We start from the raw sequence: 26342 nt of genomic DNA, 5'->3' as shown, positions 1-26342 counted from the left end.
TGTCTCATGTTTAAAACGCCTTACTGGCTGTAAACATAGAGTGCTGCTTATTCTTGAATTTGTAAAACGAATATATTAGATAGTTTATATTGAAATTACAGATAGAAAAGCTCATGGATATCACCTTACTACGTACATTTCTTGCAACCGCTGAAACCGGAAGCTTTCTTGGTGCCGCAGATGTGGTTTGTGTGACCCAGTCAACTGTAAGTACGCGTATTAAAACACTTGAAGACCAGTTAGGGGTTGTCCTCTTTGAGCGCGGGAAGAAAGGGGCTTTCCTAACGCCCGCGGGTCACCGTTTTGTTCCGCATGCAACCGCGCTTGTGCGTGGTTGGGAACAGGCTCGCATGGATGTTGGTGTTTCTGCTGATCACGGTTTTACGTTGCGTGTAGGGGCGCAGGTAAGCCTTTGGGACAGTTATCTGGTACCCTGGCTTGTGTGGATGCGGCGGCAGGCATCCGACATTGCCATTGTTGCTGAAATGAATAATCCGATGAACCTGACAGAATATCTGGTTGGTGGGTCGTATGATTTGATTGTTATGTATCGTCCGCAGTATCGCCCAGGATATGTTGCACAGAAAATTTTTGATGAGGAAATCATTCTTGTGTCTGATCAAGAGCGGGTCATCACCCCTTACAGCGAGGAATATTTCCTGACATACTGGGGGCCTGAATTTCAGGCCGAGCATGCTTTGAACTTCCCTGATTTACGCATTCCGCCCGTATCGCTTGATCTGGGGACGCTGGGTATCGATTATCTTCTGCAGCAGGGCGGTGCGGCCTATTTCCCGCGTCGCAGTGTGCAGGCACTGATCGAAGATAAATTACTGTTCGAAGTGGCAGATGCGCCTGTGTTTCACTATCCGGCCTATGCCATGTATCCAGAAGGACTGGACGACAGAGTTACTCAGATGATCAGAAAAGGACTTGCACTATGTGCGCAGTCACTGGGGCTTGGGTAAAAAGACCCTGCTGCGGCATTATGGCGCTTGTCAGTATGTGTGATTGAAGCGCAGAGTGAACTGCATGGATGTAATATCTTATGAACACGCGACAGATTGCGCCGCATGGGATAGTGATTGCACGCTGCAGGCAGTATCAGATAGACTGCGGCAGAGGTAACAGTCGGTCTGACAAAAAAGGGCAACACCCGGTTTTAGACCACAGCGAAAGGATACAAAGATGGTAGATATTGGTATTGATAAAATTGACCGTGTTGAGATTGCACAGGGACTAAAACACCTTCTAGCTGATAGCTACACACTGTATCTACAGTCACACTTTTTCCATTGGAATGTCACAGGACCTCAATTCCGCGAACTGCATTTGATGTTTGAGGAGCAGTATACGGAACTGGCGCTTGCGGTTGACGAAATTGCAGAACGCATTCGCAGCCTGGGGTTTGCGGCCCCCGGTACATACAAACAGTTCGCCGAGCTGACATCAATTAAGGAAACGGCAAATGTACCTGATCCCGAGGACATGATTTCTACCCTTCTTGTAGGCCACGAACATATTGCCAAATCCTGCAGAACCATGCTGGCATCAGCACAAAAAGTGAATGACGAATCAACTGCCGGGCTCTTATCTGACCGAATGCGGGTCCATGAGAAAACTGCGTGGATGCTACGTTCGATGGAAAATTAAAGGTTTAGCAAGAAATATATCCGGTTAACGATCTATTAATCTCTCCAGAATAGGTTGCATCATCTGTTCTGGAGGGGGTCATGGGCCAGCATTATTTACAACAAGAATTAGTGGACTTGATGAAGTCTGATGCTGGGATTTTCTCCTTTATCGAGAATGCAGCAATCGACGGCATTTGGTTTTGGGATCTTGAGGACCCGGAAAACGAATGGATGAGCCCGAAGTTCTGGCAAACCTTCGGTATTGATCCTGCGACCAAGGAGCATAAAGCCCATGAGTGGCAGCAACTGATTTTCCCGGAAGATTTAGTGTTGGCGCTTGATAACTTCCAAAAGCACGCTGACAACCCTGATCACCCGTATGACCAGATTGTGCGCTACAGACATGCGGACGGTTCTGTTGTCTGGATACGCTGTAGGGGTATTGCCATTCGCCGTGAAGACGGTACGCCCATAAGAATGTTGGGTACGCACAATGACATCACACCGCTGATGGCTGAGCAGGAAAAAACCAACATCCAGATGCGTTCAGAGATACGTTCACGGGAAAAGTCTCTTGAGCAAGCTAAAGAACTGCTACACCGAAAGAACGAGGAAATATCCGCGCTTAATGCTGATTTGAGGGCCTCTTCGGAAAACCAGTCAACTATTTTGGGGGGCATGGCAAGCGCTATTTTGGTGGTGGGACATGATCAACAGATCATGTATGTGAATGCCGCTGCATGCGACATGTTTGGATATTCAGAAGAAGAGTTTCTGAAGGAATCCATTAGCCAGTTGGTGCCGCGCAGTAGTCGGGAGCATCACCATTCACTAGTGGAAGGGTATGCTAAGGCGCCTATGCCCATGGTGATGGGTAATGACAGTAAAGTATACGGCGTTACTAAGTCTGGACATAAGATCGCACTGGAGCTGGCATTGAACCCGATCAGTTTTAATGGGGTTGATGGCGTTCTGGTCAATGCCGTTGATATCAGTGCCCGCGTGAAAGGGCAGCTGCAGCTGGAAAAATTTGCTGCCGCGCTTGAGCGCAGTAATAGCGAGTTGGATGCATTTGCGCGTATTATCGCCCATGATCTGCGTGATCCGATCGGACGGGTTCAGACCCTTGCTGAAGCTATCGAATTGAATTTGAAGAACGACCGTCCTGACAGGGCGCTTGGGATGGTTGATATTTTGAAACAAACATCAGAACATTCGATTGAGCTGATCACTGACTTATATACATACGCGTCCGTTCAGGCCGGTTTGCCAGATGATAGTGCACTTTTGCCTATTTCCCTGCAGGGGTCGCTGAAACAAGCCTTGCATAATGTTGGGGATAAACTTTCCGGTGTCACAATTCATACCGACGATACGGACTGTCAGATAATGGCGACTGAAAGCTTTGTGGTTCAGGTAATTCAAAATATTCTGAGTAATGCTCTGAAATATGGTGCACAGACCGCCCCGGAGATTTCCTGTAAAATCGAAGAAACGCCGGTTTCAGGAATATTGTCGATTACGGATAACGGCCCCGGCATTCCCAAAAAGTCGCTGTTAGAAATATTTCAGCCATTCACAAGGCTTAAAAGTAATGTCCAAAAGCCAGGTCTTGGGCTAGGGCTGGCGACAGCAGAGAAAATCATGACCCATCTGGAGGGCAGGATTTGGTGCGAAAATGCCGAAGAAGGGGGCGCGCGCTTTTGTCTGGAATTTCCGAAGGCAAATAGTCACTAAAACCATTTCTTCCGTCGGAAAAAAATTACCTGCAAGGCAACCAGCACAATCAGGATGCCGCAGAAAATCCAGAATGCATCCGTATTGTCCGCGCCCGGTATGCCGCCAACATTAATGCCCAAAAGTCCGGTCAGGAAGCCAAGAGGCAGGAACACGGCCGCAATGATAGAGAGCACATAGGTATTTTGGTTCATGTGGTCCGCAGCTTTGGCGGCAATCTCGTCTTTGATTAATTGTGCCCGTTCTTTCAGCGCATCGAGATTCTCCAAATATAGGCTTAGTCGGTTCAGACTTTCGTTAATCAAGACCCGGTCAGGGGCCGGTATGGAGCTGATTGTGCCGGTTACCAGACCAGTCAGTGCCTCGCGCTGCGGAACCATATAACGGCGCAACAGGATAACGCGGCGCCTTAGTTCGGTCAGTTCGGCTGCGTCAAGATCATCAGGGGTATCAAGAAACTGCTCTTCAAGCCCCTCCAGTTCTTCCTCGAGGCGGAAGACAGTTGGCTCCATACGGTTGACCAGATTACCAATCAAATCCGCAAGGCATTCATTAACGGATTTAGGACCAGTGCCCTCTTCAAAACTAGCACGCAGATCGTCAACAGCTTTCAGCCGGCGGCGTCTGGTGGTGATCAGGTTTTTGCCGTCGCTCCATAAACGGATAGAAACCATATCTTCGGGCGCCGCCTGATCATTGAGATTAATACCACGCAGGTTCAGGAGGAAACTATCCCCGAAATTGGTGATGCGGGGGCGCGTATCATCAGCCATCAGCGCCGTTATCGCGATATCTGGTACTGCGATGGGCAAGTCTTTAATTAGCTGTGCGGATGTTTCCCCTACCTCAAAGTGACCCCAGAAAGTATTGCCGCTGTTGGCAAGTGCGTTCAGGCCTTCGGCAGGAACGCAGGATTGTGGCTGGTTATCAGCAGTAAAGGCATAGGCACACAGTAAAGACCCGGTCATTTTCTTTCCTCTGGTGGGATCATATGTAAATCCCGTTGCGGGAATGGTATGGTAACGCCGTTTTCCTTGAACTTATACCAGATGGTACGCATGACATCGCTTTTAGGACCACGCCGTCCAAGGGTCACATCCGCTACCCAGAAATACAGTAGGAAATTTACAGAGCTGTCAGCAAACTGATCTACATAGCAGACGGGTTCGGGGTCTTCCATGCAGGTCGGGTGTTCTTTCGCCGCTTCGATCAGCAGTTTATGGACCAGATCAAGATCGGAGTTGTAGGAGACACCAACGGCGATTTCCACACGGCCGTTGCTGTTAGTATAAGTCCAGTTTACCACCCGATTGGTGACAAAGTCCTCGTTCGGTATCATGACTTCTTTGCCGTCAAAGGTTTCAATCAGCGTGTAGCGTGCACTGGTATGGCGGACAAAACCAAATAATCCGTCCTGTAATTCTACCAAATCACCAATTTCAATGGAGTTTTCAAACAGTAAAATCAGACCGGAGATAAAGTTGGAGGTGATTTTTTGCAGGCCAAAACCGATACCAATACCGATGGCACCGCCCAGTATGCCCAAGGTGGCAAGATCAACCCCTAGAATATCCAGAATAATCAGGAACAGGATGAAATAGATAACGATCTGAAGCACTTTGCCCAGAATAGCTTTGCTGCGTGTACCAACATGATTGAGAGATTTGATCTTCTCGTCAGTATAGTCAGTGAACCAGCCAGCGAGCCAGAAGCCGATCGAAACAGTCAACAGCCCTTTCAGGACAAGATAGGCTGATATTCTGGAGTTACCAATAACGTAGGTAAGGTCTTCTGAATCAAGGAAGGCAACAATCGGTTTCAGGTAGCCCAAATAGGCAAGCGTTCCAAAGGCTGCGATCAGGACCAGCAGCAATAGCTTGGCGACCCATGCCTTGGGCCTTACGAATGTTTTCCAAAATAGACTCACAGGGTGCTCCGCTTCTTTTCTCTGACTGTGGCAAATTTCTGCCGTTAGTCAATCAAAATACGTTTAAAATCAAGGCTTATCGGCAGATATACTGATGAAAATCCGTACGTCTTTTCTTTGCGATATTCGCTCTATGACTATGATCTAGTTGTCCCCGTTTGATTTGTGGGTTTTTGTCCTGTACATATCTGCAGTGTGTTGACAGTATTTTACCAGACAGGGACCAACCGTGAGTATGACAGGCCCGCAATCACCGACTGATCGTAAGGATGTGTCTGACAGCCGTGCTGTAGAGATTGCCCCGTGGTTGTTAAAGGCAAAGGTTTCCCCGCCCAAGTATAAATCCCTTGCATTTTTTCGCCCTATGTTGCTCGCGCAACTGGACGAAATTTATCAGAAACCGGTGACACTGGTTGAGGCTCCGGCCGGCTTTGGCAAAAGCACTCTACTGGCATACTGGGCGGCGCAGGCTAGGGAAAAGGGCTATAAAACTGCCTGGGTATCGACAGAGGAAGCCGACGACCCAGAAAACTATATAGCTTATATGGCTTTTGCGTTTCATGTGGCGGGGCTGGATATGTCTGCGCATGGTCTTTTGTCCCCACAGTTCAAAGGGGACAATCAGGTAAATTATGAATTGAATGCCTTCATCGGCGGCATTGAACGCAGTGAAACGCCTTCAATTTTGATCCTGGATGATTTTGAGCGTGCGCCAGCTGAAATCGTAGACCGTGTTGTTGCACGGCTGCTTGATAATCTGCCGGATAATCTGCATCTGATTATTGCTTGTCGCCAGAATCCAGGCTTGTCTCTGTCGCGACAGGAAATCGGGGGTGACCTGAAACGGATCAACGCTGAGACGCTGCGTATGGGACCGGATGAAGTGCAGAAGTTCTTCGGGGATACACTTGGCGATGATGAAGCACAGTCGATTACGGACCGAACGGCGGGTTGGCCTGTTGTAATCCAGTTGCTGAAATCCATCAGCACTGACAGCCCTTCCGAGCGGCAGAAACAGCTTGACCGTTTTACAGGTGCGAGCGATCAGGCTGCAGCCTATTTCAGCGAACAGCTTTTTGACCGGTTGGGACAGGAAGAGCGTGCGTTCCTTGAAGATATTTCAATCCTTGAACGTGTGTCGCCAGAGGCAGGAAACTATCTCCGGCAGCGGGAGGATACCCATGCCTTAATGGCCTCTTTGTCTGCGCTGGATAGTCTGTTCCCGGAGGTGGAAGCAGGGGCGCAGGAAAGACGACTGCACCCGCTACTGCGTGAATATCTGCAAAAATCACTGGCTACGACAAACCTGTCACGATTCAACGATCTGCATATCAGGGCGGCATCGTGGTATTTTGACCGCTCTGAAATCAATCGTGCCATTGATCATGCCCGGCGTGCCGGTGATGAACAGCTGGCAGGTGATTTTGTTGAGCGGGTCAAAGGGCTGCAAATCTGGATCAATGAGGGTATGGACCGTTTGGAAGGCTTGATGGCTAAATTGTCGCCCGACATTCTGGACACCTATCCGCGCCTGATTCTGGCCCGTGCAATCATTGAAATGAAAAAGGGACATATCCGCGCAGCACGCCATTTTCAGGAAAAAGCATCGATTGTATCCCGTGGTTTTACCCAGGACCGTTCCGGCGGTAGCGGTAAAATGCTGCTGACGGACCGGTATCTGACGGAAACATTATTGCTGGGCTATAGTTGTTTGCCTTTTCATCAGCATTTGTCCCATACCTCGGTCAAGGTCGTACTGGAAAATGCCGGAGAGGATCACACGATCCGCGGCTATATTATTACCATTGACTGTTTGTCCATGCAGCAAATTGGCCAGTTTGAACTGTCGAAGCAGGCCAGCATTCAGGCGATCAAAGAATATCAGCTGGCGCAGTCATTTTATGGTGAGCTGTTCATCTATATTCACACTGGCATGGTTGCACTGGCAGAAGGCAATCTGGCAGAGGTTAAAAAGAAATACGCCAAGGCAACGTCCATGGCGCGGGATAATTTTCCAGCAGACGTGGGGCTTGCCTGCATTCTGGACGCTATATGGGCGGAATATCATCTCGAAATCGGGGATTTGGCTGCGGCGCGCCGTCATTTACAGCGGGTGCCAGCAACCCTTGAGAACAGGGAAGCATGGTTTGATATTTATATGGCCAGTTACCGGACTGTTGTCGCGACGAAGGTTGCGTCCGGTGATACGGACGGTCTGGACCGTTTTTTCCAAGCCGTTCTTGACCATACCCGGCGCGAAGACTTGGAACTGCTGGAACAGTATGTTCAGGCGCTTAGAGTTTCTGCCTATCTGGATTTGGGACAACTCGACAGAGCTTTGGACATATACAGAGACTGGGGAGCGGATCACACGATCAAGTCTTTGGTCTGGCGTGAGCAGGAAACGTTAGCGGTTGCGCATGCCCGTATTCTGGTCAAGCAGGGACGAAATCAAGTCAGCAGGGACGTGCTGGATACCTTCATCACGGCAGCACAAAAGCAAGGAAACGTGCGCAATTATGTTGTTGGACTTTGCTGGCGGTTGCGATTGTTTGCGGCGTCGGAGCCTATAGAGGATGTTATCCGTGACCTGACTGCTGTTACAGAGCGGGTTCCCTGTCCGTCCCAATATCAGATTGCGACCATTTTGGGACGCAGAGCCGACAGTCTGTGTGCTGCCCTGAGTGCAGCAGGCGACCGTTCTGATGTGCAGCCGCTGTTGACCTACCTGCAAGAGATAGAAGGAAACTATGCCTCGGCTGGGGATAGTCCCGTGCAGTTCAGTCCGCGCGAACAGGAGGTGCTGGCGCAGCTTGTCACGGGGCTGTCGGATAAGGAAATTGCCCGAGTCCTAGACGTTACCCCACATGCAGTACGGTATCATCTGAAAAATATTTACGCCAAAACCGGTGCGAGAAATCGAATGGAGGCGGCTGGTCATTATACAAGACACCGTCATCAGGATGATTAACAGCACCGAACGTGCTCTTTCAGCCCTTGAAAACCCTATGATTGCACTGCGCACCTACTAATAATGGTAGGTGTAGAATTTCCACCCTTTTTCCGTCCCCTACTCAAGAAAGCTGCCGCCTACTCATTCGTACGTTTGCAATTAATCGAATGCACTAATTTACTAGGTTCAGGATTTCTTGCTTTGTGCAAGTCAACTAACCGGGAACAGGAAGAGAAGTGTAATGCGTATTGGTGTAGACGTTGGTGGAACCAACACAGACGCAGTGTTGATGGATGGCGCAAAGGTTCTTGCCGCCTGTAAAATGCCGACAACCAAAAATGTGAGCGACGGCATTGTAAATGCCATAACAAAAATTCTGAAAGATGGTGAGGTTTCCCCGGCTGATGTACGGGCGGTAATGATCGGTACAACCCACTTTACCAACGCATTTGTTCAGCGCCGGGAATTGTTGCATGTGGGTATATTGCGTCTTGCGCTGCCTGCCAGCCGTGCACTGCCGCCGATGATCGACTGGCCCAAAGATATTGCTGACGCGGTTTATGGCAGCCATTACCTTGTGAAGGGTGGTTATCAGTATGATGGTCGGATCAATAGCGAGCTTGATGAAGACGCAATCATCGCCGCTGCCCGCGAGATGAAAGTTGCAGGCATTCGCGCTGTCTCTATCTCTGGGGTTTTCTCGCCTGTTAATAATGAAATGGAAGAACGCGCCGCCGAGATCATTCAGGACATAATTCCTGATGTAGCGATCACTTTATCCTGCCGTTTGGGCCGCATTGGCCTATTGGAGCGGGAAAATGCAGGCATTATGAATGCGGCTCTTGCTGATCTGGCAAAAAATGTTGTTGCTTCTTTCCGGTCTGCACTTGCGGATTTGAATATTACCGCTCCCTTTTACATTAGTCAGAACGACGGCACTTTGATGCAGGCATCGCAGGTGGAAAAATATCCTGTCCTGACATTCTCTAGCGGCCCGACAAATTCCATGCGCGGCGCGGCTTACCTGTCGGGTGCGAAGGATGCACTGGTGGCTGATATTGGCGGTACAACAACGGATATCGGCATGCTGTCCAATGGGTTCCCACGCGAATCTTCCATCGCGGTTGATATTGGCGGTGTACGCACCAACTTCCGAATGCCGGATGTTTTTGCGCTGGGGCTGGGCGGTGGTTCCATTGTCGAAGCTGACCCTGATGTACGGGTCGGGCCACAGTCTGTTGGCTACCGGCTACTTGAAGATGCGCTGGTTTTCGGGGGTGACACGGTCACATCGTCCGATATTGCTGTTGCGGCAGGCTATGCCGACTTCGGTGATAAATCGAAAGTCCAGCATCTGGCACCAGACTTTGTCGCCAAGGCGGTTGACGTCATACATGCCATCGTTACAGACGGTGTGGACAGAATGAAAACAAGTGCGGCGGAGATGCCGCTTATTCTTGTGGGCGGCGGGTCTGTCCTGATTAACCGTGATATCGCAGGTACGTCGGAGGTTATCATCCCCGAGAACGCTGGTGTTGCCAATGCGATCGGTGCATCCATTGCCCAAATCGGCGGGGAAGTGGACCGGGTCTATTCATACGAAAATATGGGCCGGGAAGCGGCGATTGAAGCCGCGAAACAAGAAGCCAAAGACAATGCGATTGCCGGCGGTGCAATCCCTGAAACTGTCGAAATTATTGATCTTGAAGAACTCCCTCTTGCCTATGTGCCGGGTGGATCAGTCAGGCTGCGCGTAAAAGCAGCGGGCGATTTGAAGATATAAACGGGTGGCAAGGATAAGACTATGAAACTGCAAGTAACAGATATGGAAGATTTGGCACGGGGTGCCGCATTTTTGGGAACCGGTGGCGGGGGTGATCCTTATATCGGGCGCCTTCTGGCACAGGCAGCCATTGGCGAGTTTGGCATGCCGGAAGTAGTAGAGCCCGAAGATGTCCCTGATGATGCAACTGTCTTTACAGCGGCAATGCTCGGTGCGCCGACCGTGCTGATTGAAAAGGCGGCTAACGGCGAGGATATCGACCTTGCACTGAAGCGGTTGTCACAGCGTACAGGCAAGACGCCGGATTATATTATGCCGATTGAAATCGGTGGACTGAATTCCATGATTCCAATTCTGGCGGCTGCCCGTGCTGGTCTACCGCTGATCAATGCGGACGGAATGGGCCGCGCTTTCCCGGAAATCCAGATGGTGACGTTCAATGTCTACGGTATTGAACCATGCCCGGCTGCTATTGTGGACGAACATTTGAATTCTGCGATTATTGAGGCAAACGGTGCCAAGCAGGCCGAAGATCTTGTGCGGGCGGTCGCCATTCAGATGGGGTTGTCGACACTTGTTTCTGTGTACCCCATGACGGGTAAGGATGTGAAGGCTTACGGTGTTCACCGGACCTTGACACTGGCGCTTGAAATTGGGCGCGCTATTCGCACGGGCCGCGAATCCGGTGATCCGGTGGCGTCGCTATTGTCCTATTTACGGACGACAGAATATTACAATAAATGTGCCGTATTGTTTGACGGCAAGATCACGGATATACGCCGGGAAACCACGCGCGGATTTGCGATTGGACACTGTGATGTAGAGGCGTTGGACGGGTCCGGTGAAACCATGAACATTTTATTCCAGAATGAATTTCTTATCGCGAAAAAAGGCGACAAGACGATGACCCTCGTGCCTGACCTTATTTGTGTGGTTGACCGGGAAACAGCAGAGCCGATCACAACCGAAGGGCTGAAATATGGTCAGCGGATCAAGGTCATTGGTGTTAGTGCCGCAGCCATCATGCGCACTCCGGAATCGCTGGATGTATTTGGACCGCAGGCGTTTGGCATCGACGAGCCATTCACCACGATCGAAGACTTGAATAACCTTTAAAAAAACAGAGCAAAGTGCGTGCACCGTCACGTGTAAACAGGGAGACCTAGAGTGAAAAACAGAAACCTGACCCGAGTTTTATTAAGTAGTCTGGCGGCGGGTGCCAGTCTGGCAGTATTGCCGCCTGTTCAGGCCGACGATACTGGCATCGTTCTGGAGGAAATTGTTGTTACATCCCGTAAACGGGCGGAAAGCCTGCAGGATGTTCCGGATTCTGTAACAGCCTTTGGTGCAAGCACAATCGAACGGGCCGGCATTGATGATGTCCAGGACTTCATTGATATGACACCGAACATCATGATGCGGGAAACGTTCCGGGCGGGTGTTACTTTTATCAGTATCCGCGGCATCAGTACAGGTCAGCAGGGCTGGCCGCCAATCACCTATGTGGTGGACGGTGTTCAGTCCGGTTCGCTTGACGCAATTAACCAGGGATCACTGGTTGATATCGAGCGTATCGAAGTGCTGAAAGGCCCGCAAGGTGCACTGTACGGTGCGGGCGCGATTGCCGGGGCGATCAATGTTGTTACCAAAAAGCCAACGAACGAACGCGAATATGCGGTTAAGGCAAGTTACGCCAAAGGCAATGATCTGAAACTGTCCGGCATGGCAAGTGGCCCGATTGTGGAAGACAAAGTCCTGTACCGTCTAAACGCTTATTATAATAAATCAGATGGTCTGATCGACAGCACAGACGGTGTTGACCTGGATTTTGAAGAGCAGGTAACGCTGCGTGGTCGCCTTCTTTTCAATCTGTCGGATGATATCGAGCTGGACGTCAAAGGTGAATACACAGATGTTGAAGCTGGTGCAGCCTATCAGGAGAAACTGCCAAGCGCTGATCTGATTGAAACGTTTGACGACAACTGGGGCACCCCGGAACGTGGTCTGATTGGTTATGAAAATCGTCAGTTGATCAATTTCTCTGCCAAGCTGGATTGGCAGCTTGATTTCGGTACGCTGACAGCTGTTGGTGGATATAGCGATATCGAACAGGACCTGTTTGCGACGGCCTCTTGGGGCAAACCACCTACGGCGTCTATCTTTGGCCCGGTTGGCGGCCCTGATGATGCGTTTGAAGATGCGTTTCAGGATCTGGCAGATAATTTTGAGACAACAACATTCGACATTCGTCTGACGTCTAATTCTGATCAGGACTTACGCTGGATGTTCGGTGCGTCCTATCTGGACCGTACTGTGCTGAACGTCCTGGGTGTTGGGATGATGACAGGTGGTACAAACCGCGAAAATCTGGAAGGCGTTTATTTCCTGAACCGTCCGGATGTGCGGAAAGCTGAAATGTGGGGTCTCTATGGTCAGTTGAACTATGACATTACAGAGGACCTTGAACTGACAGTTGCAGGTCGTTATGACGAAAATAACTATAATTCAACAACATACACTGACCGCACCCTTACAGAGGTTGTACAGCTTGTAAATCCGGAGGGTGACCTGGTTGATACGCTGAAGGCAACGGACAATAAGTTCCAGCCGAAGGTTCAGTTGTCATATAATTTCAGTGACGATGTGATGGGTTATGCGACCTATGCGACCGGTTTCCGGACAGGCTTCTTTGCCACAGGCAACCTGACCCTGCCAGAGACAACGAAAAACTATGAAGTTGGTTTCAAAAGCACGCTTGCTGATGGCCGGGTTCGTCTGAATGGTGCATTGTTCCATATTGATTATTCTGATCAGCAGTTCACCTTCATTCTGGCGGAGCCTCCATTCCGTGACACCACAAACATTCCGTCTACCAATATTGACGGTATGGAAGTGGAAATCACAGCAGCCCTGACCGAAAGCCTGGAGCTTAGCGGTGGTATTGGTGTGGTCGATGCGGACGTTGCGGACGGTACAACTGCGCCGACGGTTCCGAACTATACAGCGAACCTGTCTGCAAGTTACACCCAGCCGATTAACGACGAGTATGATTTCCTTGCCCGCGTTGATTACCGCAAGCAGGGCAGATTCTACATGGATGCTGCCAATGCCTATAAGGTTACGGCCAAGGATTATGTCGACGCACGAATTTCCCTGCGCTCAGAGCAGTGGTTGTTCGGTCTGTTCGTTGACAATCTGACCAACGAGCGTCAGCCAAACAGCTTCACAGACTTTGGTATTGGATTTGTACGGGCGGTCAACAAGCCTCGTTCGTACGGCATTGAAGCGTCTTATAAGTTCTAAGTAGCTAAAAAGTTCAGAGTATTGACGCTTTAATATCCAAACCTCGTGCGGCCCGTTTTGTTCTGTTTATCCGGGCCGCACACCCCCTTCTTTTGTCTGATGCCAAAGGTGACACCGCACAATGAGTACCGACCTTCTTGATACTGTCTCTACCAACCATGCGCGGGAACCGGTACCAGAGTCCGAACGTGTATCAGGCCTTCGGATGGCTGTTATCATTGTTGGTATTGCCATTACGCTGCCTGCTTTCCTGATTGGATCACAGACCCTTGCCGCACTGGGTGCCGTGGACGGTATTCTGGCAATTGGCGGGGCTGGCATCATCCTGGCGATCATTGCAGGACTGACCATGACAATTGCAGCAAATACGCATTTGCCAACAGGTCAAATCCTGATCGCTTCCTTTGGCCGTATTGGGGCCAAACTTGTTTCATTCTTTATCGGGGTGACGCTTCTAGGCTGGTTTGGCTTTACGGTCAGCCTTTTTGCGGATGCCTGTTACCATGCCTCGATGGCTGCGTTTGACGCCTCTTTGCCGCAGTGGGTTTATTCCGTTCTAGGCGGATTATTAATGATCGGCACCACGATCTTCGGCTTTAAGGCCATGGATAAACTCAGCAGGCTGGCGGTTCCTGTTCTTGTTCTTCTTCTGGTGTGGGCATCCTACGCTATTTTAAGTGATTATTCGCTCCCGGATATTTTCTCGATGCAGGGGTCGGGTGCTGGTCCTCTTGCCAAAATCGGGGCCGCGATGTCGGCGCTGGTGGGCGGGTTTATGGTCGGTGTTACCATCAGCCCCGATTATGCGCGTTTTGCCCGGTCGAAATCAGATGCGGCAACCGCATCGGTCCTTAGTTACGGTTTTGGGTATCAGGCCGTTTTGATTGTCGCGGGTTTGCCTGCCCTTGTGATTGGATCCCATGACTTTGTCGGCAATCTGGCGGCAATTGGCCTTGGCGTGCCGGCGGTGATTATTGTGATTTTTGCTACATGGACCACCAATGTGTCCAATCTTTATTCTACTTCGCTTGGTTTTGCCCAGATATTTACGACAAAGCGGGAATGGTTGATCCCGTTTGTTGCCGGCAGTGTTGGCACGCTTGGCGCCCTTCTTGGTATCATGGACCATTTTGTCAGTTTTCTATTGTTCCTGGGAATTGCAGTGCCGCCAGTGTGCGGGGTGTTTTTGGCGGATTATTATATCGTGCACAGGCACGGCACGTATCAGGATGCTGTGGCGCGTGCGCCAGCTATTGCACCTGCAGCCCTTATCGCCTGGCTTGGGGCAACTGGCCTGACGTTGTGGCTGGACGGTCAATCTATTTCATTAACGAAAATTGCCGCCGTAGATGCGATCCTTATGTCCGCCCTTCTTTATGTTGTGTTTGCAAAACTAATGTCTTCGCAGCGAGCGGTTCCATCCCAGTTGTAGGAGTTTTCGATGGTAAAAATTATTCATATGCAGGAAAGCCTGAAAGACGGGGAAAGCCCAACATCAGGCATGATGTTATCCGAGGCATTTGATCTGCCGGTTAACCAGGCAACGCTGAAAACGGGTTTTGCATCTTTTAAGGCAGATGTACGCCAGCCACCGGAAGGTCTGGTCTCTCGCGAGGAAGTAGAGATTTCCCTGATTCTGTCTGGAGACACGGAACTTTATACGCCAGACAGGACCTATGTTTTGAAAGCCGGTGATCTGGTGATGATCCCGCCGGGGGTGCCCAACGCGGCAAAAGCCCTGACCGATTTAACCGTTTATTACATGTTGTGCGGCTAGGGGCCGCGAGAGAGGATTAATTATGCGAGTAGCCTCCGATGTGGGCGGTACTTTTACCGACCTGGTATATTGTGACTTTGATGCTGAAACCGGCAAAGCGGGCGAGATTAAAATCGCCAAGGCGCACACAACACCGCCTAATTTTGAGGACGGTGTTTTAAATGCGGTGGAGAAGGCTGGTATTAATCCGGCTGAGATTGATTTTTTTGCGCATGGTTCAACGGTTGTCATCAATGCCCTTACAGAACGTAAGGGGGTCAAGACGGGCCTGTTGACAACTGCCGGGTTCCGCGATGTGCTTGAGATCGCCCGCGGCAATCGGCCTGATTTGTTCAACCTGGCCTTCCAGAAGCCCGCTCCGTTTGTTGAACGGCATCTGCGCCGCGAAGTGCAGGAGCGTACCTGCTATCAGGGGCAGGTTGAAACCCCGGCGGATTTGTCCGGGCTTGCGGCAACACTCGATTATTTCAAAAAAGAAGGGGTGGAGGCAATTGCGATTTGTTTTCTGCATGCCTACCTGAATCCTGCGAACGAGCAGGCTGTCGCCGACGAGATTAAAAACCTGTGGCCGGACGTTTCTGTGATCGCCTCGCATGAGATCAGTCGGGAATGGCGCGAATATGAGCGCACCAACACAACTGTGCTTTCTGCCTATGTGCATCCGATTGCAGAAACCTACATCCAGCGTCTGGAAAACAAGCTCGCTGACAAGGGCTTTGGTGGCTCCCTCTATATGATGCAGTCGAACGGCGGTATTTCCACCGCCAGTGCGGCGAAGAAGAACCCAATTACCATGGTGGAAAGTGGACCGGCCAGTGGTATCCACGCGGCGGCCTGTCTTGGTGAAATTACCGGACATAAAAACCTGATCGTTCTTGATATCGGCGGCACGACTGCAAAATGTACCCTGATCGAAGATGGTCATGTACGTGTCAGCACCAATTATTATATTGAAAAAGATCATAAGTCGCCGGGGTATCCCATCCAGACGCCTGTCTCGGAAATCGTGGAAATCGGAAATGGTGGCGGTTCTATTGCCTGGCTTGACGCAGGCGGGAAAATGCATGTTGGCCCCCACAGTGCGGGTGCACGGCCGGGACCTGCTGCGTATGGTCAGGGCGGTGACAAGCCAACGACAACCGATGCCAACCTTGTGCTGGGCCGGATTGATCCGAAAAGTTTCGTCGGCGGGGACCTGGAGCCTGACTGGACCGCGCTTGAAAATGCCTTTGCACCACTGTGTGAAGGGTTGGGCGCCTCGCAGGAGGAAGTCGCACGCGGCGTGATCCGGATTGCCAATGCCAATATGGTCAATGCCCTGCGCCTAGTGTCCGTCAATAAAGGCTATGACCCCAGGGATTTTGCGCTGATTGCCTTTGGTGGTGGCGGGGCGATGCATGCAGTTGCACTGGCGGATGAATTGAATATTCCGCATGTGATTGTTCCTGTGAATAGTTCTGTTTTCTCTGCATGGGGCATGTTGATGACAGACCTGCGCCGTGATTATATCCGAACGGCCCCAATGGCGTTTGACGATGACCATGCGGCATTGATTGCCGACCGGTTCTCTGCCTTGATGCAGGAAGCGACCAGTGAGTTTGCCGAAGACGAAGCTGACGGTACTTCCTTGATATTTACGCCGTATGTGGATGCACGGTATGTGGGGCAGGAACATACTGTTAAAATCCCTGTCGCCTACACAGCAGACGGATCCGTAGATACTCTCAGGTCGCTTGCTGCCTTCCATGAGACGTACGAGCGAGAGTTTACCTACCGTCTCGATTTATCGGTGGAGATTGTAAATCTGCATCTGGTGGCGTCCAAGCCGGTTGCCAAGGCAAATCCGGTGGCGCGGCCAGTGACCGGCGCCAAAATTGAGGATGTGATCCTGCACACTCGGTCGGTTGATTTTGATGAACACGGGCTTCACGAGGCAACTATCTATGATGGCTTGCGGCTGGAAACCGGGATGGAACTTTCTGGTCCTGCGGTTATTCAGGAGCCGTCCGTTACGCTGGTTGTGCCACCGGCGCATACCGCCTGTGTTGATGCATACGGCAATTATCACATCCACGCTGAACCTGCTGGTAAAGGGGAATAATCATGACCGATATTTTCACACGTGAAATCATCAAGGATGCTCTTCAGGCAATTGGGGATGAGATGTTCAGCGCGATGATCCGCACATCCATGAGCCCGATCATCTATGAGACAACAGACTTTGCCGTTGGTGTGACCGATACTAAAGGCAATTTGATCGCGCAGGGGAACGGTGTGGCAGCCTTTTTGGCAACACTGGATACGGCGGTTCAAAGCCTGCTGGAACATCATCCGGCCAAGACGCTGAAAGAAGGCGATCTTTTCATCACCAACAACCCATATGAGGGGGGCGGCACGCATTTGTCAGATGTGGTGATCATTCTCCCGGTATTTTTTGAAGGGGAATTGGTTGCTTTCACGGTAAACAAAGCACACTGGATGGAAGTGGGCGGTACATTCCCAGGGTCTGTTTCTACCACCTCGACAGAGATCTATCAGGAAGGGCTACGCTTTTCTTTCCTGCGTCTGTATGACGGCGGTAAGGCGAATGAAAGTTTGATCCAGTTGATCCGGGACAATGTGCGCCTGCCTGACAGTACAATCGGTGATATGCAGGCGGGGATTGCGGCCGCGCGTGTTGGCGCGGCGCGTATCACGGAAATTGCCAAAAAATATGGCAAAGACGGTATGGCAGATGCGATCGAAGATTTGCTGGATTACGGGGAACGCATGACCCGTCTAGAGCTGGCAAAGCTACCGAACGGTACCTGGCAGGCAGAAGATATCGTCGAGGAAGATGGTTTGGGTAACGGGCCTTTTACGCTGAAAGTTTCTGTGACCATCAAGGATGATGAAGTGATTGCAGACTTCACCGGTACCAGCGATCAGGCCAAGGGGCCGATCAACTGTTCCTATACCGGGCTTGCAACAGGGGCGCGGACGGTTCTCAAGGCTATGACCAATCCGGATATTCCGGCCAATGGTGGCAGTTTTCGTCCGCTGACGGTAATCTGTCCGCCCGGCACGGTTATTTCTGCACAGGCGCCCGCGCCGGTATCTATTTACTATGAACCACTGATTGCAGCGATTGAAGTCATGTGGAAGGCTTTGCAGCCAATCCTGCCGTCACGCTTACCGGTTGGGCACCAGCGCACCGTTGGGGCAACCTTCATTTCAGGCACGCACCCTGCAACCGGGGATCTGTTTGTAATGGGCGAGCCTCTTGTCGGTGGATGGGGTGCCACAGCAGACCATGACGGCGACAGCGGGCAGTTCTGCTGCGGTAACGGCGAGACATATAATATCCCTGTAGAGCTTGCGGAAAGTCGGTACGGATTTCAGGTAACGCGCTACAGTTTTGATGAACGCGAAGGCGGTGCCGGGAAGTTCCGCGGTGGTAAAGGTGTTGTGCTGGACTATAAGATCACTGCAGATGATGCTGCGCTTACCTATTCTGCCTGCCGGACCACGACCAGACCGTGGGGCACAGATGGTGGTCTTGAAGGGACGCTAAACGGTGTGACGGTCTTCCGTGCAGACGGGACGGAGGAAGCGCATACCATGGTCAACAATCTTGCCCTTGGTAAAGGGGATACGGTACGACTGGTCAGCGCAACAGGCGGCGGCTATGGTAATCCGGCTGAGCGCCCGCGCGAAGCAGTAGCCGCAGATTTGAAGAATGGGTTTATCACGCCGCATGAGGCGGAGAACCTGTATGGAATGAAGGTATAACTATGACTACCGGGACCGGGGGTGTCGCCCATAACGCACCAAACGCCATCGTATGGGATAACCATGCCTGTATGCCCCTGCGCCCGGGTGACACAGACTTCCTGCCAGAGCTCGCCCGCCACCGGGCGGCGGGCTTCCGCATTGTGACCCTGAATATCGGTATGGATATGACTCCGTGGGATCAGATCATGGGGGTTGCCGAGACATTCCGGCGCTGGATTGAAGATAACGCAGACAGGTATGTGCAGATCAAATCGGCGGATGACCTTGATCTGGCAATTCAAACGGACAGACTTGGTGTTCTTTTCGATCTGGAAGGCGGTGCCGCGCTGGATGGTAAGCTGGAAAGGCTGGAGATTTTGCATGCTCTTGGTGTGCGCTGGATGTTGTTTGCCTATAACCAGAACAATTTGCTGGCAGGTGGTTGTATGGGTCAGGATACAGGTCTGACACCATTCGGGCGCGATGTTCTGCAGGAGATTAATCGCCTTGGCATCATACCGTGCTGTTCCCACGTGGGGGAGATATCCAGCCTGCAGATCATGGAGCACTCAACCGGGCCGGTTATCCTGTCGCACGCCAATCCGCGTGCTGTGTGGGACCATGCCCGTAATGTGTCTGATGCTGTGCTGGACGCCTGTGCGCAAACGGGCGGTGTGGTGGGCATCAACGGTGTGGGGCCTTTCCTGGGTAAAAATGATAATTCGACCGAGGCTTTTATCAGGGCGCTTGATTACGCAGTTGACCGAATTGGGGCCGACCATGTTGGCTTGGGTCTGGACTTTGTTTTTGACCGGCAGGAACTGGACGACTGGATACAGGCTAACCGGGACCGTTTTCCTGATGCCGATGACTATGCAAGCGGTATGAAACTGATCGAACCTGAACGTCTGCCCGCAATACAGACAAGCCTCGAAAAGCTTGGTTACAGCACTGCGGATATCCGCAAGATTTTTGGTGAAAACTGGGCGCGGGTTGCCCGTCAGGTATGGTAGCAGTTCAGTTCATGGCATAATGTTTCGGGTATGAAATAAAATATAGCGGTTGCGCCTACAACGTGACACTAATACCCGCTTTTACCACACGGCCAGGCAGTGGCAGCCCCAGTTGAGGCAGGACCAGTGTATTGGTCAGATTAACAACCGAGCTATAGACCATCAGATTGGGTGTTACCTGATACTGCGCCCGCAGGTTTATCTCTGCCGAGGAGCCAAGAGATACTGGCAAGCCGTCCAGGCCCTCATCCTTTGAGCTGCCAGTCATATTCAGTTCTGACCGTAAGGTAAGGTTTTCCATAGGTGCGAAATCCAGGGCGACCAGACCTTGCCATTCTGGCCGCTGATAAAGGGTGTCGCGACTACCATCTGCATTCTTCTTTGCTTGCAGATGCTGCCAGAATAACTGGCTGTCAAACGTCACGGCCGCAGTCAGATCCCAGCGTAGCCCCGCTTCGATACCGTATCCTTCCGATCCATTCAGGTTGTAGCGCTGGCGCATACGAGTGCCGTCTATTATGACATTTCGTCTGCTGAGTGTGTCATCAATTGAATTATACCAAGGGGTAATAAACGCGGACACTGTGCTGCCTTCCGGTGTCCAGGAGGCGGTCACATCGGCAGAAAATACAGTCTCCGGGCCAAGGTCGGGGTTCAGGAGGAACTGTCCAATTGCGGTGCCGTATAGCTCCCTCATGGTCGGAAATCGGGTACGTTTGCCGAGGGATGCCAACAAGGACCAATCGTTTGAAACCTGCCATGACAGGGACGTGCTGAATGCCCAGTCGTCCATGGCAGGTTGTTTGTCGCGGCCACCGGTCAATGGGGTGGATGCCCGGTCATAGGCAACGGCACTTGAAAGTTTTACATTCGCGCCAAACGGAATATCAATTTCTATGCCTAGGCTGGAAAGTTTTTGTTGGTAGGTATCCCTATCACCCGTATTTGATTCGGCCGGAGTCGTTGCACGTTCTTTGTAAGTACTGTCCTGCAGCGAGGCAACAAACCTTGCGCTATAGCTGTCTTGGATATGTGTCAGGACCAGTCGGGCACCGCGCGTTGAAGAATCACCTTCTTCGATGTCTGTTACCGAATCGTATTCAAGCGATTCGTATGCGTGAATAGTTTGATCAAACCATTGTTGCCAGGCGGTGACGGATAAATCCAAACGTTCCCCAAGCAAAAATTCCCCGTTGCCGGTTATCTGGGTCATGGACCACTCGGGGTAGCGCCAGAAACGCGGCTTTTCTGTTTCCGGATTTAAATGAGCCGCGGCGGCGATCGCTTTCTCTGCCTCGATATGCATCAAGGATGCCTGAATATGGAACCGGTCACCATCGTGCATCAGTTTGGCATAATAGCTATCACGTGCCATATCGGTGTTGGTTCTGCCGTCTTCCGCTAAGGGATCAAAGGGGACTGCATCCCGGTCAGCCACAGGGTCAGCATCCTGCGAATAGCGACTGACGGACGCGACGACACCGGTTCCTGTCTCTGATTTTGTATCGCCTCCGAAACGGTAGGCGATGCTGCTGCTTAACAGGTCCCGGCCAAGGGTGCCAATTTCTGCCCGTGCTTTTAACTGATTGCTATCCGGTGACAGGGTCGCCACATCTACCACGCCCAAAATGGCATTGGTGCCAAATTCTATGGGGGCTGTTGATTTAATGATAGCAACAGACTGCACAATATCTGCAGGTAGTAGCCCAAGATCTGATCGCCCGTCCCACGGTACACTGATAGGGGCACCGTCTACAAATACCTGGGACTGGCGTTCTTCGGACCCGCGCAAGCGCAAGACGGCTTCACCGCGGGAGTTTACCCGAATACCGATCCCGGGAACGGCTTGTAGAATATCTGTCAGTACTGCCGGGGCTTTTACTGCGATCTCATCTTCTGACAGAAAGGATGTCGTTGGCAGTGCCCTGTCTTGCGTCCGTTCTGCCGTTACAGATATCTCTGCAACCGGTGGGGAACCGGCACTGGCATAAAGGGGGGCAACAGGCACGCTTTGCAGACATGATCCTGCAAGCAATAGACCGGCAAGTTTGCTCCAGTTTGTGCCTGATTGTTTCACGAAGTCCCTCGCTCTCGATACTCATACACATTATTAGAATGGTTAGTGTCCAGTCATAGGACATGCCATGTGGAAATGATACGAAAATCGGGACAGAAACCCTGCCATTATCTGCGAAAAACTACGGCTCGATGACGCAGGTGGTCTCAATCTCTATTTTTGCAGCGTCTTCCATCAGGGCACTGACTTCTACACAGGCCATGGCGGGATAATTTTTGCCCATGACATCCCGGTATGCGGCACCAATGTCTCGCAGGTTCGCCAGATAGTCTTTCTTGTCAGTAATATACCATGTCATCCGGACCATATGTTCAGGGCCTGCTCCCCCTTCTGCCATAATGGCTTTTGTGTTCATAAGGGTCTGGCGGAATTGGTCGACCAGATTCTCTGAACGGAATTGTTCATCCTTGTCCCAGCCGACAACACCGGCCACAAATACCATGCGTCCCGCGTTCACGGCGATGCCGTTTGAGTATCCTTTGGGGCGTGGCCATCCTTCGGGCAATAATGTTTGCATGATCCTTGTTCCTTATTCTTTGTCGTGGGTGGGGGACAAATAGTCGGCGCAGCGGGTGCGGATTGTCTCACTTAGGGGTAGCGCCTGCATTGTTTGCAGGTCCAGATATACCTGCGTGGGGCGTGCCCGCAGGCGGACCTCGTCACCGCAAACTGCCTTGATGTCAAACGTGACCGAAGTGTTTCCAAGACGTGAAATCGTCAGACAAAACCGTATGATATCATCGCACCGACTGGGGGCGAAAAAGTCGGTTTCCATGTGCGCTAATGGAAATCCGCGTTTCTGTTCCAGATGCAGGTGCCCAAATGGAAGGTTCAGGACATCGCGGAAGAAATCTTCTACTGTTTCGTTGATCATTTCATAGTAGCGGGGGTAATAGACAATCCCCGCCGGGTCGGTATGGCCGTGCCTGATCAGGCGATCAACTTCATAGACTTTTGTCATGATTTACCGCTTTCACCCGTTGGGAGACTGCTGTCGAGATGCGCCCGCGCTATGACAACTTTCTGTACTTCGGATGCGCCTTCATAAATTCGCAGGGCGCGTATCTCACGGTATAATTCTTCGACTTTCACGCCGCGGACAACGCCCATCCCGCCGAAGATCTGGACACTGCGATCAATAACTTTCTGGGCCTGATCTGTTGCAAACAGTTTCGCCATGGCGGCTTCCCGCGTTACCCGAGGCTGGCCACTGTCTTTTGCCCATGCCGCGCGGAAAATCAGGAGGGCGGATGCGTCCACATCAAGTGCGCTGTCACCCAGCATTGCCTGTACCAGTTGCAGATCATGAAGGGGCGCATCAAACAAGGTCCGGTCGCGGGTACGCTGTGTTGCTTCATCCAGTGCGCGCCTAGCAAAGCCGAGCGCTGCGGCACCAACGGTAGACCGGAAAATATCCAGCGTCGCCATCGCTGCCTTAAACCCGTCACCGCCTTCACCCAACTGATTTGTCGCCGGGACACGGCATTCGCTGAATTCGAGTGTTGCCAGGGGATGTGGTGCAATCACATCAATGCGTTTGGTGACCCTCAGGCCGGGGGTATCTGCGTCGACGACAAAGGCAGAAAGGCCGCGTGCACCGTCACCTTCCCCGGTTCGGGCGAAGACCACATACTGGTCGGCAATTCCGCCGTTAGAGATAAATGTCTTGGACCCGTTTAATATGAATGCATCCCCTGTCCGGTCGGCTGTCATCCTAGTTTTGGCGACGTCCGATCCTGATTCCGGCTCGGTCAGGGCAAAGGCCGCGCACAAGCGACCCTCGGCCACCCCTGGCAGGTATCGCTGTTTGATTGCGTCCGATGCTTTCAGCGTGATAGTGCCGGAGCCTAGCCCCTGCATGGCAAACATAAAATCAGCCAGCCCTGAATAGTAGGCGAGTGTCATCCTGATCAGACACAGGGACCGTACATCCAGCGTTTCATGGATACCGCCGTAGGCTTTTGGCACCGCATAGCGTGTAAAGCCTGCGTCCCCAAGCATGGAAAGGAGCGTTCTGCAACTGCCGTCAAGGTCAGCGTGGGGGTCGTTGGTCGCCAGAAAGCTGGTCAGATCGGTTTCGCACCAGTCGATCAGTTTTGCCGATAACACTCGGTGATGCTCTTCAAAGAAAGGCCAGCTCAGGAAGGTCATATCTGCCATAATCAGTCTCCTTCAAAAACGGGCTTTTCCTTATTTACAAAGGCATTGTAAGCACGTTCAAAGTCCTTGGTCTGCATACAGATGGCCTGTGCCTGTGCCTCTGCTTCGATAGCGGTGTCGAGGCTCATATCCCATTCCATGTTCAACTGGTTTTTTGTCATACCGTTAGCAAACGTTGGACCGGCGGCAATTTGGGTAGCAAGTTTGTTTGCTTCTTCCATCAGAGTTTCTTTGCTGACTACCATGTTGAAATATCCCCAGTTTAGCCCTTCTTCCGCACCAAGGCCCCTGCCGGTCATCAACAGTTCCGTGGCACGTCCCTGACCAATGATGCGCGGCAGGATCGCGCAAGCGCCCATATCGCAACCAGCAAGGCCAACACGGTTGAAAAGGAAATAGGTTTTGGCATCCGGCGTTCCAAGACGCATATCGGCGGACATGGGGATGATGGCGCCCGCGCCGGCCGAGATGCCGTCCACTGCGGCGATGATAGGTTGCGGGCAGCCGCGCATGGCCTTGACGAGATCACCTGTCATGCGGGTGAAGTCCATCAGTTCTGTCATGTTCATGCGGACCAGCGGGCCGATAATGTCATGAACGTCACCACCGGAACTGAAATTCCCCTCGTTCGGGGCAAAGATAACTACCTTGACGTCTTTGACATATACAAGGGCCCGAAACGTATCCCGAAGTTCTGCATAGGATGCAAAAGTCAGCGGGTTCTTGCGCTCGGGCCGATCCAGACGGATGGTGGCAATGCCATCCCGGTAGGACCATAGGAAATGTTCCGGACAGTAAGTGGCGGGATCAAATGTCATACGTGTGTCTCCTCTTTCCCGGACGCGGGGCTATCTGAATTGATTTTGTCTAGAAGGGCCATAAGCGTGGTTATATCTTGCGCAGACAGGGATGCGAAAATTGTGCTGACCCATTGTTCGTGCGCTGTGGCCATTTCTTCGAAGGCAGATTTTCCTGCATCCGTTATGCGCAGCAGTATGGTCCGCTTGTCACTGGGTTTTGGGGTGCGGATCAATAGTCCGTCTTCCTGCAGGCGCCGAGCAAGTCCGGTTACATTGCCGTTGGATACCATCAACATCGCAGACAGGTCACCCATGGTAACGCCGTCAGGACGTCTGTATAGTTCCGCAAGCACATCAAAGCGCGGCAGTGTGGTTTGATAGGCGTCCCGCAGATGCCCCTGCAGGGTTTTCTCAATCAGATTGGTACGCCCAAGCAGTTTAAGCCACAGACGCAGACTTTGTTTGGATCGCAGGGTGTCTGGGGGCGTATCCATGCTATTTTCTGACTTGATAGTGCGGGCTGTCACATAACCTCTCCGCCCGCGACAACCATGCTGTGACCATTCATTGATCCGTTATTGTCTTCTGAAAGCCATAAGACGGCGGAGGCGACTTCTTCAGGTGTGATCAGACGTTTTTGCGGATTATGGCTGACCAGCTCTGCAAGGGCGTCACTGCGTGAACGGCCCGTTGTTTGAATAATGGTGTCCAGTGCTTCGGCCACGATTTCAGTGTCAGTGAAGCCTGGGCAGACACAGTTGGCGGTAATTGCACTGTTGGCAAGTTCCAGCGCGAGGGACCGTGTCATACCGATCACCCCGTGTTTAGAGGCTGTGTAGGCTGCGGTGTAGGCATATCCTTTCAGCCCCGACGTGCTGGCAATCGTGATGATGCGGCCTTGATTGCGCTTTTTCATGCCGTCCAGCACTGCCCTTGTGCACAGAAACGCCCCCGTCAGATTGACGGACAACATCTGATTCCACAGATCAAGACTGGTTTTATGAAGAGGGGCCGTGCCAGCCGCTCCCGCGTTGTTGACAAGAATATCAACTGGGCCAATGTCTGCGAAAACCTGGGTTACGTCATCTTCTTTTGTAACGTCTAAAACGGCAGTGGACACGTTGCCTCCCAGTGCGGATTTGGCGTCCTGCAATCGTTCTTCATTGCGGCTGGCGATTGTGACCTGCGCCCCTTCTTTTAAGAAAGCTGCGGCGACAGCCCGGCCAATCCCGGTTGCGCCGCCGGTGATGACAACATGACGGTTGGTAAAGCGCATCAGACTGGTTTGCCTTTCCGTAGCGAGAAGAAGAATTATTTTATATATGAAATAATTTTTTCAGTCAATAATCTGCCCGGAATTGCGCGTGTTCGGGCATATTTTTCTTGTGCGTGATTAATGATCCTGTTTAAGCTGTCGCGTCGAAT

At 51.7% G+C, this 26342-nt stretch carries 21 protein-coding genes; 12 read left to right on the top strand and 9 right to left on the bottom strand.

Annotation, left to right across the window (positions count from 1 at the left end):
• The first annotated feature begins 113 nt into the window (after positions 1-113).
• The 3 genes from IE181_RS02330 (at position 114) to IE181_RS02320 (ending at position 3371) form a co-directional block, all read left to right on the top strand.
• A complete protein-coding gene (locus IE181_RS02330; protein WP_191249941.1) occupies positions 114-968 on the top strand; it encodes a LysR family transcriptional regulator in 855 nt (284 codons plus the stop codon).
• 220 nt (positions 969-1188) lie between these two features.
• Positions 1189-1653, top strand: coding sequence for a Dps family protein (locus IE181_RS02325; protein WP_191249940.1), 465 nt, complete (start codon positions 1189-1191; stop codon positions 1651-1653).
• A gap of 80 nt (positions 1654-1733) precedes the next feature.
• Positions 1734-3371: a PAS domain-containing sensor histidine kinase gene (locus tag IE181_RS02320; protein ID WP_191249939.1), complete on the top strand. Its 1638-nt coding sequence runs from the start codon at positions 1734-1736 to the stop codon at positions 3369-3371.
• Here IE181_RS02320 and IE181_RS02315 read toward each other — a convergent pair.
• Both IE181_RS02315 and IE181_RS02310 read right to left on the bottom strand, forming a co-directional pair.
• Positions 3368-4339 carry a zinc transporter ZntB gene (locus IE181_RS02315; RefSeq protein ID WP_191249938.1) on the bottom strand — a complete coding sequence of 324 codons (972 nt, stop codon included), beginning with the start codon at positions 4337-4339 and terminating at the stop codon, positions 3368-3370. The two genes, IE181_RS02320 and IE181_RS02315, sit on opposite strands and share 4 nt — an antisense overlap.
• A complete protein-coding gene (locus IE181_RS02310) occupies positions 4336-5298 on the bottom strand; it encodes a mechanosensitive ion channel family protein (protein WP_191249937.1) in 963 nt (320 codons plus the stop codon). Before IE181_RS02310 ends, IE181_RS02315 begins: the two co-directional genes overlap by 4 nt.
• 235 nt (positions 5299-5533) lie before the next feature.
• Between IE181_RS02310 and IE181_RS02305 the strand changes: the two genes are divergently transcribed.
• The 9 genes from IE181_RS02305 to IE181_RS02265 all read left to right on the top strand — a co-directional run bounded on the left by IE181_RS02305 (position 5534) and on the right by IE181_RS02265 (position 19880).
• Positions 5534-8269 (top strand): LuxR C-terminal-related transcriptional regulator, encoded by a 2736-nt coding sequence (locus tag IE181_RS02305; protein ID WP_229819231.1) that lies wholly within the window; start codon positions 5534-5536, stop codon positions 8267-8269.
• A gap of 223 nt (positions 8270-8492) precedes the next feature.
• Positions 8493-10034: a hydantoinase/oxoprolinase N-terminal domain-containing protein gene (locus IE181_RS02300; protein WP_191249935.1), complete on the top strand. Its 1542-nt coding sequence runs from the start codon at positions 8493-8495 to the stop codon at positions 10032-10034.
• 21 nt (positions 10035-10055) lie between these two features.
• A complete protein-coding gene (locus IE181_RS02295; RefSeq protein WP_191249934.1) occupies positions 10056-11150 on the top strand; it encodes an S-methyl thiohydantoin desulfurase family protein in 1095 nt (364 codons plus the stop codon).
• 51 nt (positions 11151-11201) lie between these two features.
• Positions 11202-13337: a TonB-dependent receptor gene (locus IE181_RS02290; RefSeq protein WP_191249933.1), complete on the top strand. Its 2136-nt coding sequence runs from the start codon at positions 11202-11204 to the stop codon at positions 13335-13337.
• 121 nt (positions 13338-13458) lie between these two features.
• Positions 13459-14769 carry a cytosine permease gene (locus IE181_RS02285; RefSeq protein ID WP_191249932.1) on the top strand — a complete coding sequence of 437 codons (1311 nt, stop codon included), beginning with the start codon at positions 13459-13461 and terminating at the stop codon, positions 14767-14769.
• 9 nt (positions 14770-14778) lie between these two features.
• Complete coding sequence (locus tag IE181_RS02280) at positions 14779-15114, top strand: AraC family ligand binding domain-containing protein (protein ID WP_191249931.1); 336 nt, start codon at positions 14779-14781, stop codon at positions 15112-15114.
• A 22-nt stretch (positions 15115-15136) separates the two neighbouring features.
• Positions 15137-17215 carry a hydantoinase/oxoprolinase family protein gene (locus tag IE181_RS02275; protein ID WP_191249930.1) on the top strand — a complete coding sequence of 693 codons (2079 nt, stop codon included), beginning with the start codon at positions 15137-15139 and terminating at the stop codon, positions 17213-17215.
• 2 nt (positions 17216-17217) lie between these two features.
• A complete protein-coding gene (locus IE181_RS02270) occupies positions 17218-18885 on the top strand; it encodes a hydantoinase B/oxoprolinase family protein (protein WP_229819095.1) in 1668 nt (555 codons plus the stop codon).
• Between the two features lie 2 nt (positions 18886-18887).
• On the top strand, positions 18888-19880 hold the full coding sequence (locus IE181_RS02265; RefSeq protein ID WP_191249929.1) for a dipeptidase: 993 nt from the start codon (positions 18888-18890) through the stop codon (positions 19878-19880).
• 55 nt (positions 19881-19935) lie between these two features.
• On the opposite strand, the gene IE181_RS02260 is transcribed toward IE181_RS02265, so the two are convergent.
• The 7 genes from IE181_RS02260 to IE181_RS02230 all read right to left on the bottom strand — a co-directional run bounded on the left by IE181_RS02260 (position 19936) and on the right by IE181_RS02230 (position 26193).
• Positions 19936-21957 (bottom strand): TonB-dependent receptor plug domain-containing protein, encoded by a 2022-nt coding sequence (locus tag IE181_RS02260; RefSeq protein WP_191249928.1) that lies wholly within the window; start codon positions 21955-21957, stop codon positions 19936-19938.
• 121 nt (positions 21958-22078) lie between these two features.
• A complete protein-coding gene (locus tag IE181_RS02255) occupies positions 22079-22474 on the bottom strand; it encodes a RidA family protein (RefSeq protein WP_191249927.1) in 396 nt (131 codons plus the stop codon).
• Positions 22475-22486: 12 nt separating this feature from the next.
• Positions 22487-22918 (bottom strand): acyl-CoA thioesterase, encoded by a 432-nt coding sequence (locus tag IE181_RS02250; RefSeq protein ID WP_191249926.1) that lies wholly within the window; start codon positions 22916-22918, stop codon positions 22487-22489.
• Positions 22915-24117 (bottom strand): acyl-CoA dehydrogenase family protein, encoded by a 1203-nt coding sequence (locus IE181_RS02245; RefSeq protein ID WP_191249925.1) that lies wholly within the window; start codon positions 24115-24117, stop codon positions 22915-22917. Before IE181_RS02245 ends, IE181_RS02250 begins: the two co-directional genes overlap by 4 nt.
• A gap of 2 nt (positions 24118-24119) precedes the next feature.
• Positions 24120-24935, bottom strand: a complete 816-nt coding sequence (locus IE181_RS02240; RefSeq protein WP_191249924.1) for an enoyl-CoA hydratase family protein — start codon at positions 24933-24935, stop codon at positions 24120-24122.
• Positions 24932-25444: a MarR family winged helix-turn-helix transcriptional regulator gene (locus IE181_RS02235; protein WP_229819093.1), complete on the bottom strand. Its 513-nt coding sequence runs from the start codon at positions 25442-25444 to the stop codon at positions 24932-24934. Before IE181_RS02235 ends, IE181_RS02240 begins: the two co-directional genes overlap by 4 nt.
• Positions 25441-26193 (bottom strand): SDR family NAD(P)-dependent oxidoreductase, encoded by a 753-nt coding sequence (locus IE181_RS02230; protein WP_191249923.1) that lies wholly within the window; start codon positions 26191-26193, stop codon positions 25441-25443. The genes IE181_RS02235 and IE181_RS02230 overlap by 4 nt, the downstream gene beginning before the upstream one ends.
• Positions 26194-26342: the final 149 nt, after the last annotated feature.

This window comes from Kordiimonas sediminis (genome assembly GCF_014656395.1).
GTDB lineage: Bacteria > Pseudomonadota > Alphaproteobacteria > Sphingomonadales > Kordiimonadaceae > Kordiimonas_A > Kordiimonas_A sediminis.
This window is presented reverse-complemented; position numbering and strand designations above follow the sequence as displayed.

Excerpts from the sequence above, each read along its gene's own strand:
- IE181_RS02305 (WP_229819231.1), top strand. The coding sequence starts at position 5,534 with ATGACAGGCCCGCAATCACCGACTGATCGTAAGGATGTGTCTGACAGC.
- IE181_RS02300 (WP_191249935.1), top strand. The coding sequence starts at position 8,493 with ATGCGTATTGGTGTAGACGTTGGTGGAACCAACACAGACGCAGTGTTG.
- IE181_RS02250 (WP_191249926.1), bottom strand. The coding sequence starts at position 22,918 with ATGACAAAAGTCTATGAAGTTGATCGCCTGATCAGGCACGGCCATACC.
- IE181_RS02285 (WP_191249932.1), top strand. The coding sequence starts at position 13,459 with ATGAGTACCGACCTTCTTGATACTGTCTCTACCAACCATGCGCGGGAA.
- IE181_RS02320 (WP_191249939.1), top strand. The coding sequence starts at position 1,734 with ATGGGCCAGCATTATTTACAACAAGAATTAGTGGACTTGATGAAGTCT.
- IE181_RS02230 (WP_191249923.1), bottom strand. The coding sequence starts at position 26,193 with ATGCGCTTTACCAACCGTCATGTTGTCATCACCGGCGGCGCAACCGGG.
- IE181_RS02270 (WP_229819095.1), top strand. The coding sequence starts at position 17,218 with ATGACCGATATTTTCACACGTGAAATCATCAAGGATGCTCTTCAGGCA.
- IE181_RS02245 (WP_191249925.1), bottom strand. The coding sequence starts at position 24,117 with ATGGCAGATATGACCTTCCTGAGCTGGCCTTTCTTTGAAGAGCATCAC.
- IE181_RS02315 (WP_191249938.1), bottom strand. The coding sequence starts at position 4,339 with ATGACCGGGTCTTTACTGTGTGCCTATGCCTTTACTGCTGATAACCAG.
- IE181_RS02265 (WP_191249929.1), top strand. The coding sequence starts at position 18,888 with ATGACTACCGGGACCGGGGGTGTCGCCCATAACGCACCAAACGCCATC.
- IE181_RS02295 (WP_191249934.1), top strand. The coding sequence starts at position 10,056 with ATGAAACTGCAAGTAACAGATATGGAAGATTTGGCACGGGGTGCCGCA.
- IE181_RS02330 (WP_191249941.1), top strand. The coding sequence starts at position 114 with ATGGATATCACCTTACTACGTACATTTCTTGCAACCGCTGAAACCGGA.
- IE181_RS02325 (WP_191249940.1), top strand. The coding sequence starts at position 1,189 with ATGGTAGATATTGGTATTGATAAAATTGACCGTGTTGAGATTGCACAG.
- IE181_RS02255 (WP_191249927.1), bottom strand. The coding sequence starts at position 22,474 with ATGCAAACATTATTGCCCGAAGGATGGCCACGCCCCAAAGGATACTCA.
- IE181_RS02280 (WP_191249931.1), top strand. The coding sequence starts at position 14,779 with ATGGTAAAAATTATTCATATGCAGGAAAGCCTGAAAGACGGGGAAAGC.
- IE181_RS02275 (WP_191249930.1), top strand. The coding sequence starts at position 15,137 with ATGCGAGTAGCCTCCGATGTGGGCGGTACTTTTACCGACCTGGTATAT.
- IE181_RS02240 (WP_191249924.1), bottom strand. The coding sequence starts at position 24,935 with ATGACATTTGATCCCGCCACTTACTGTCCGGAACATTTCCTATGGTCC.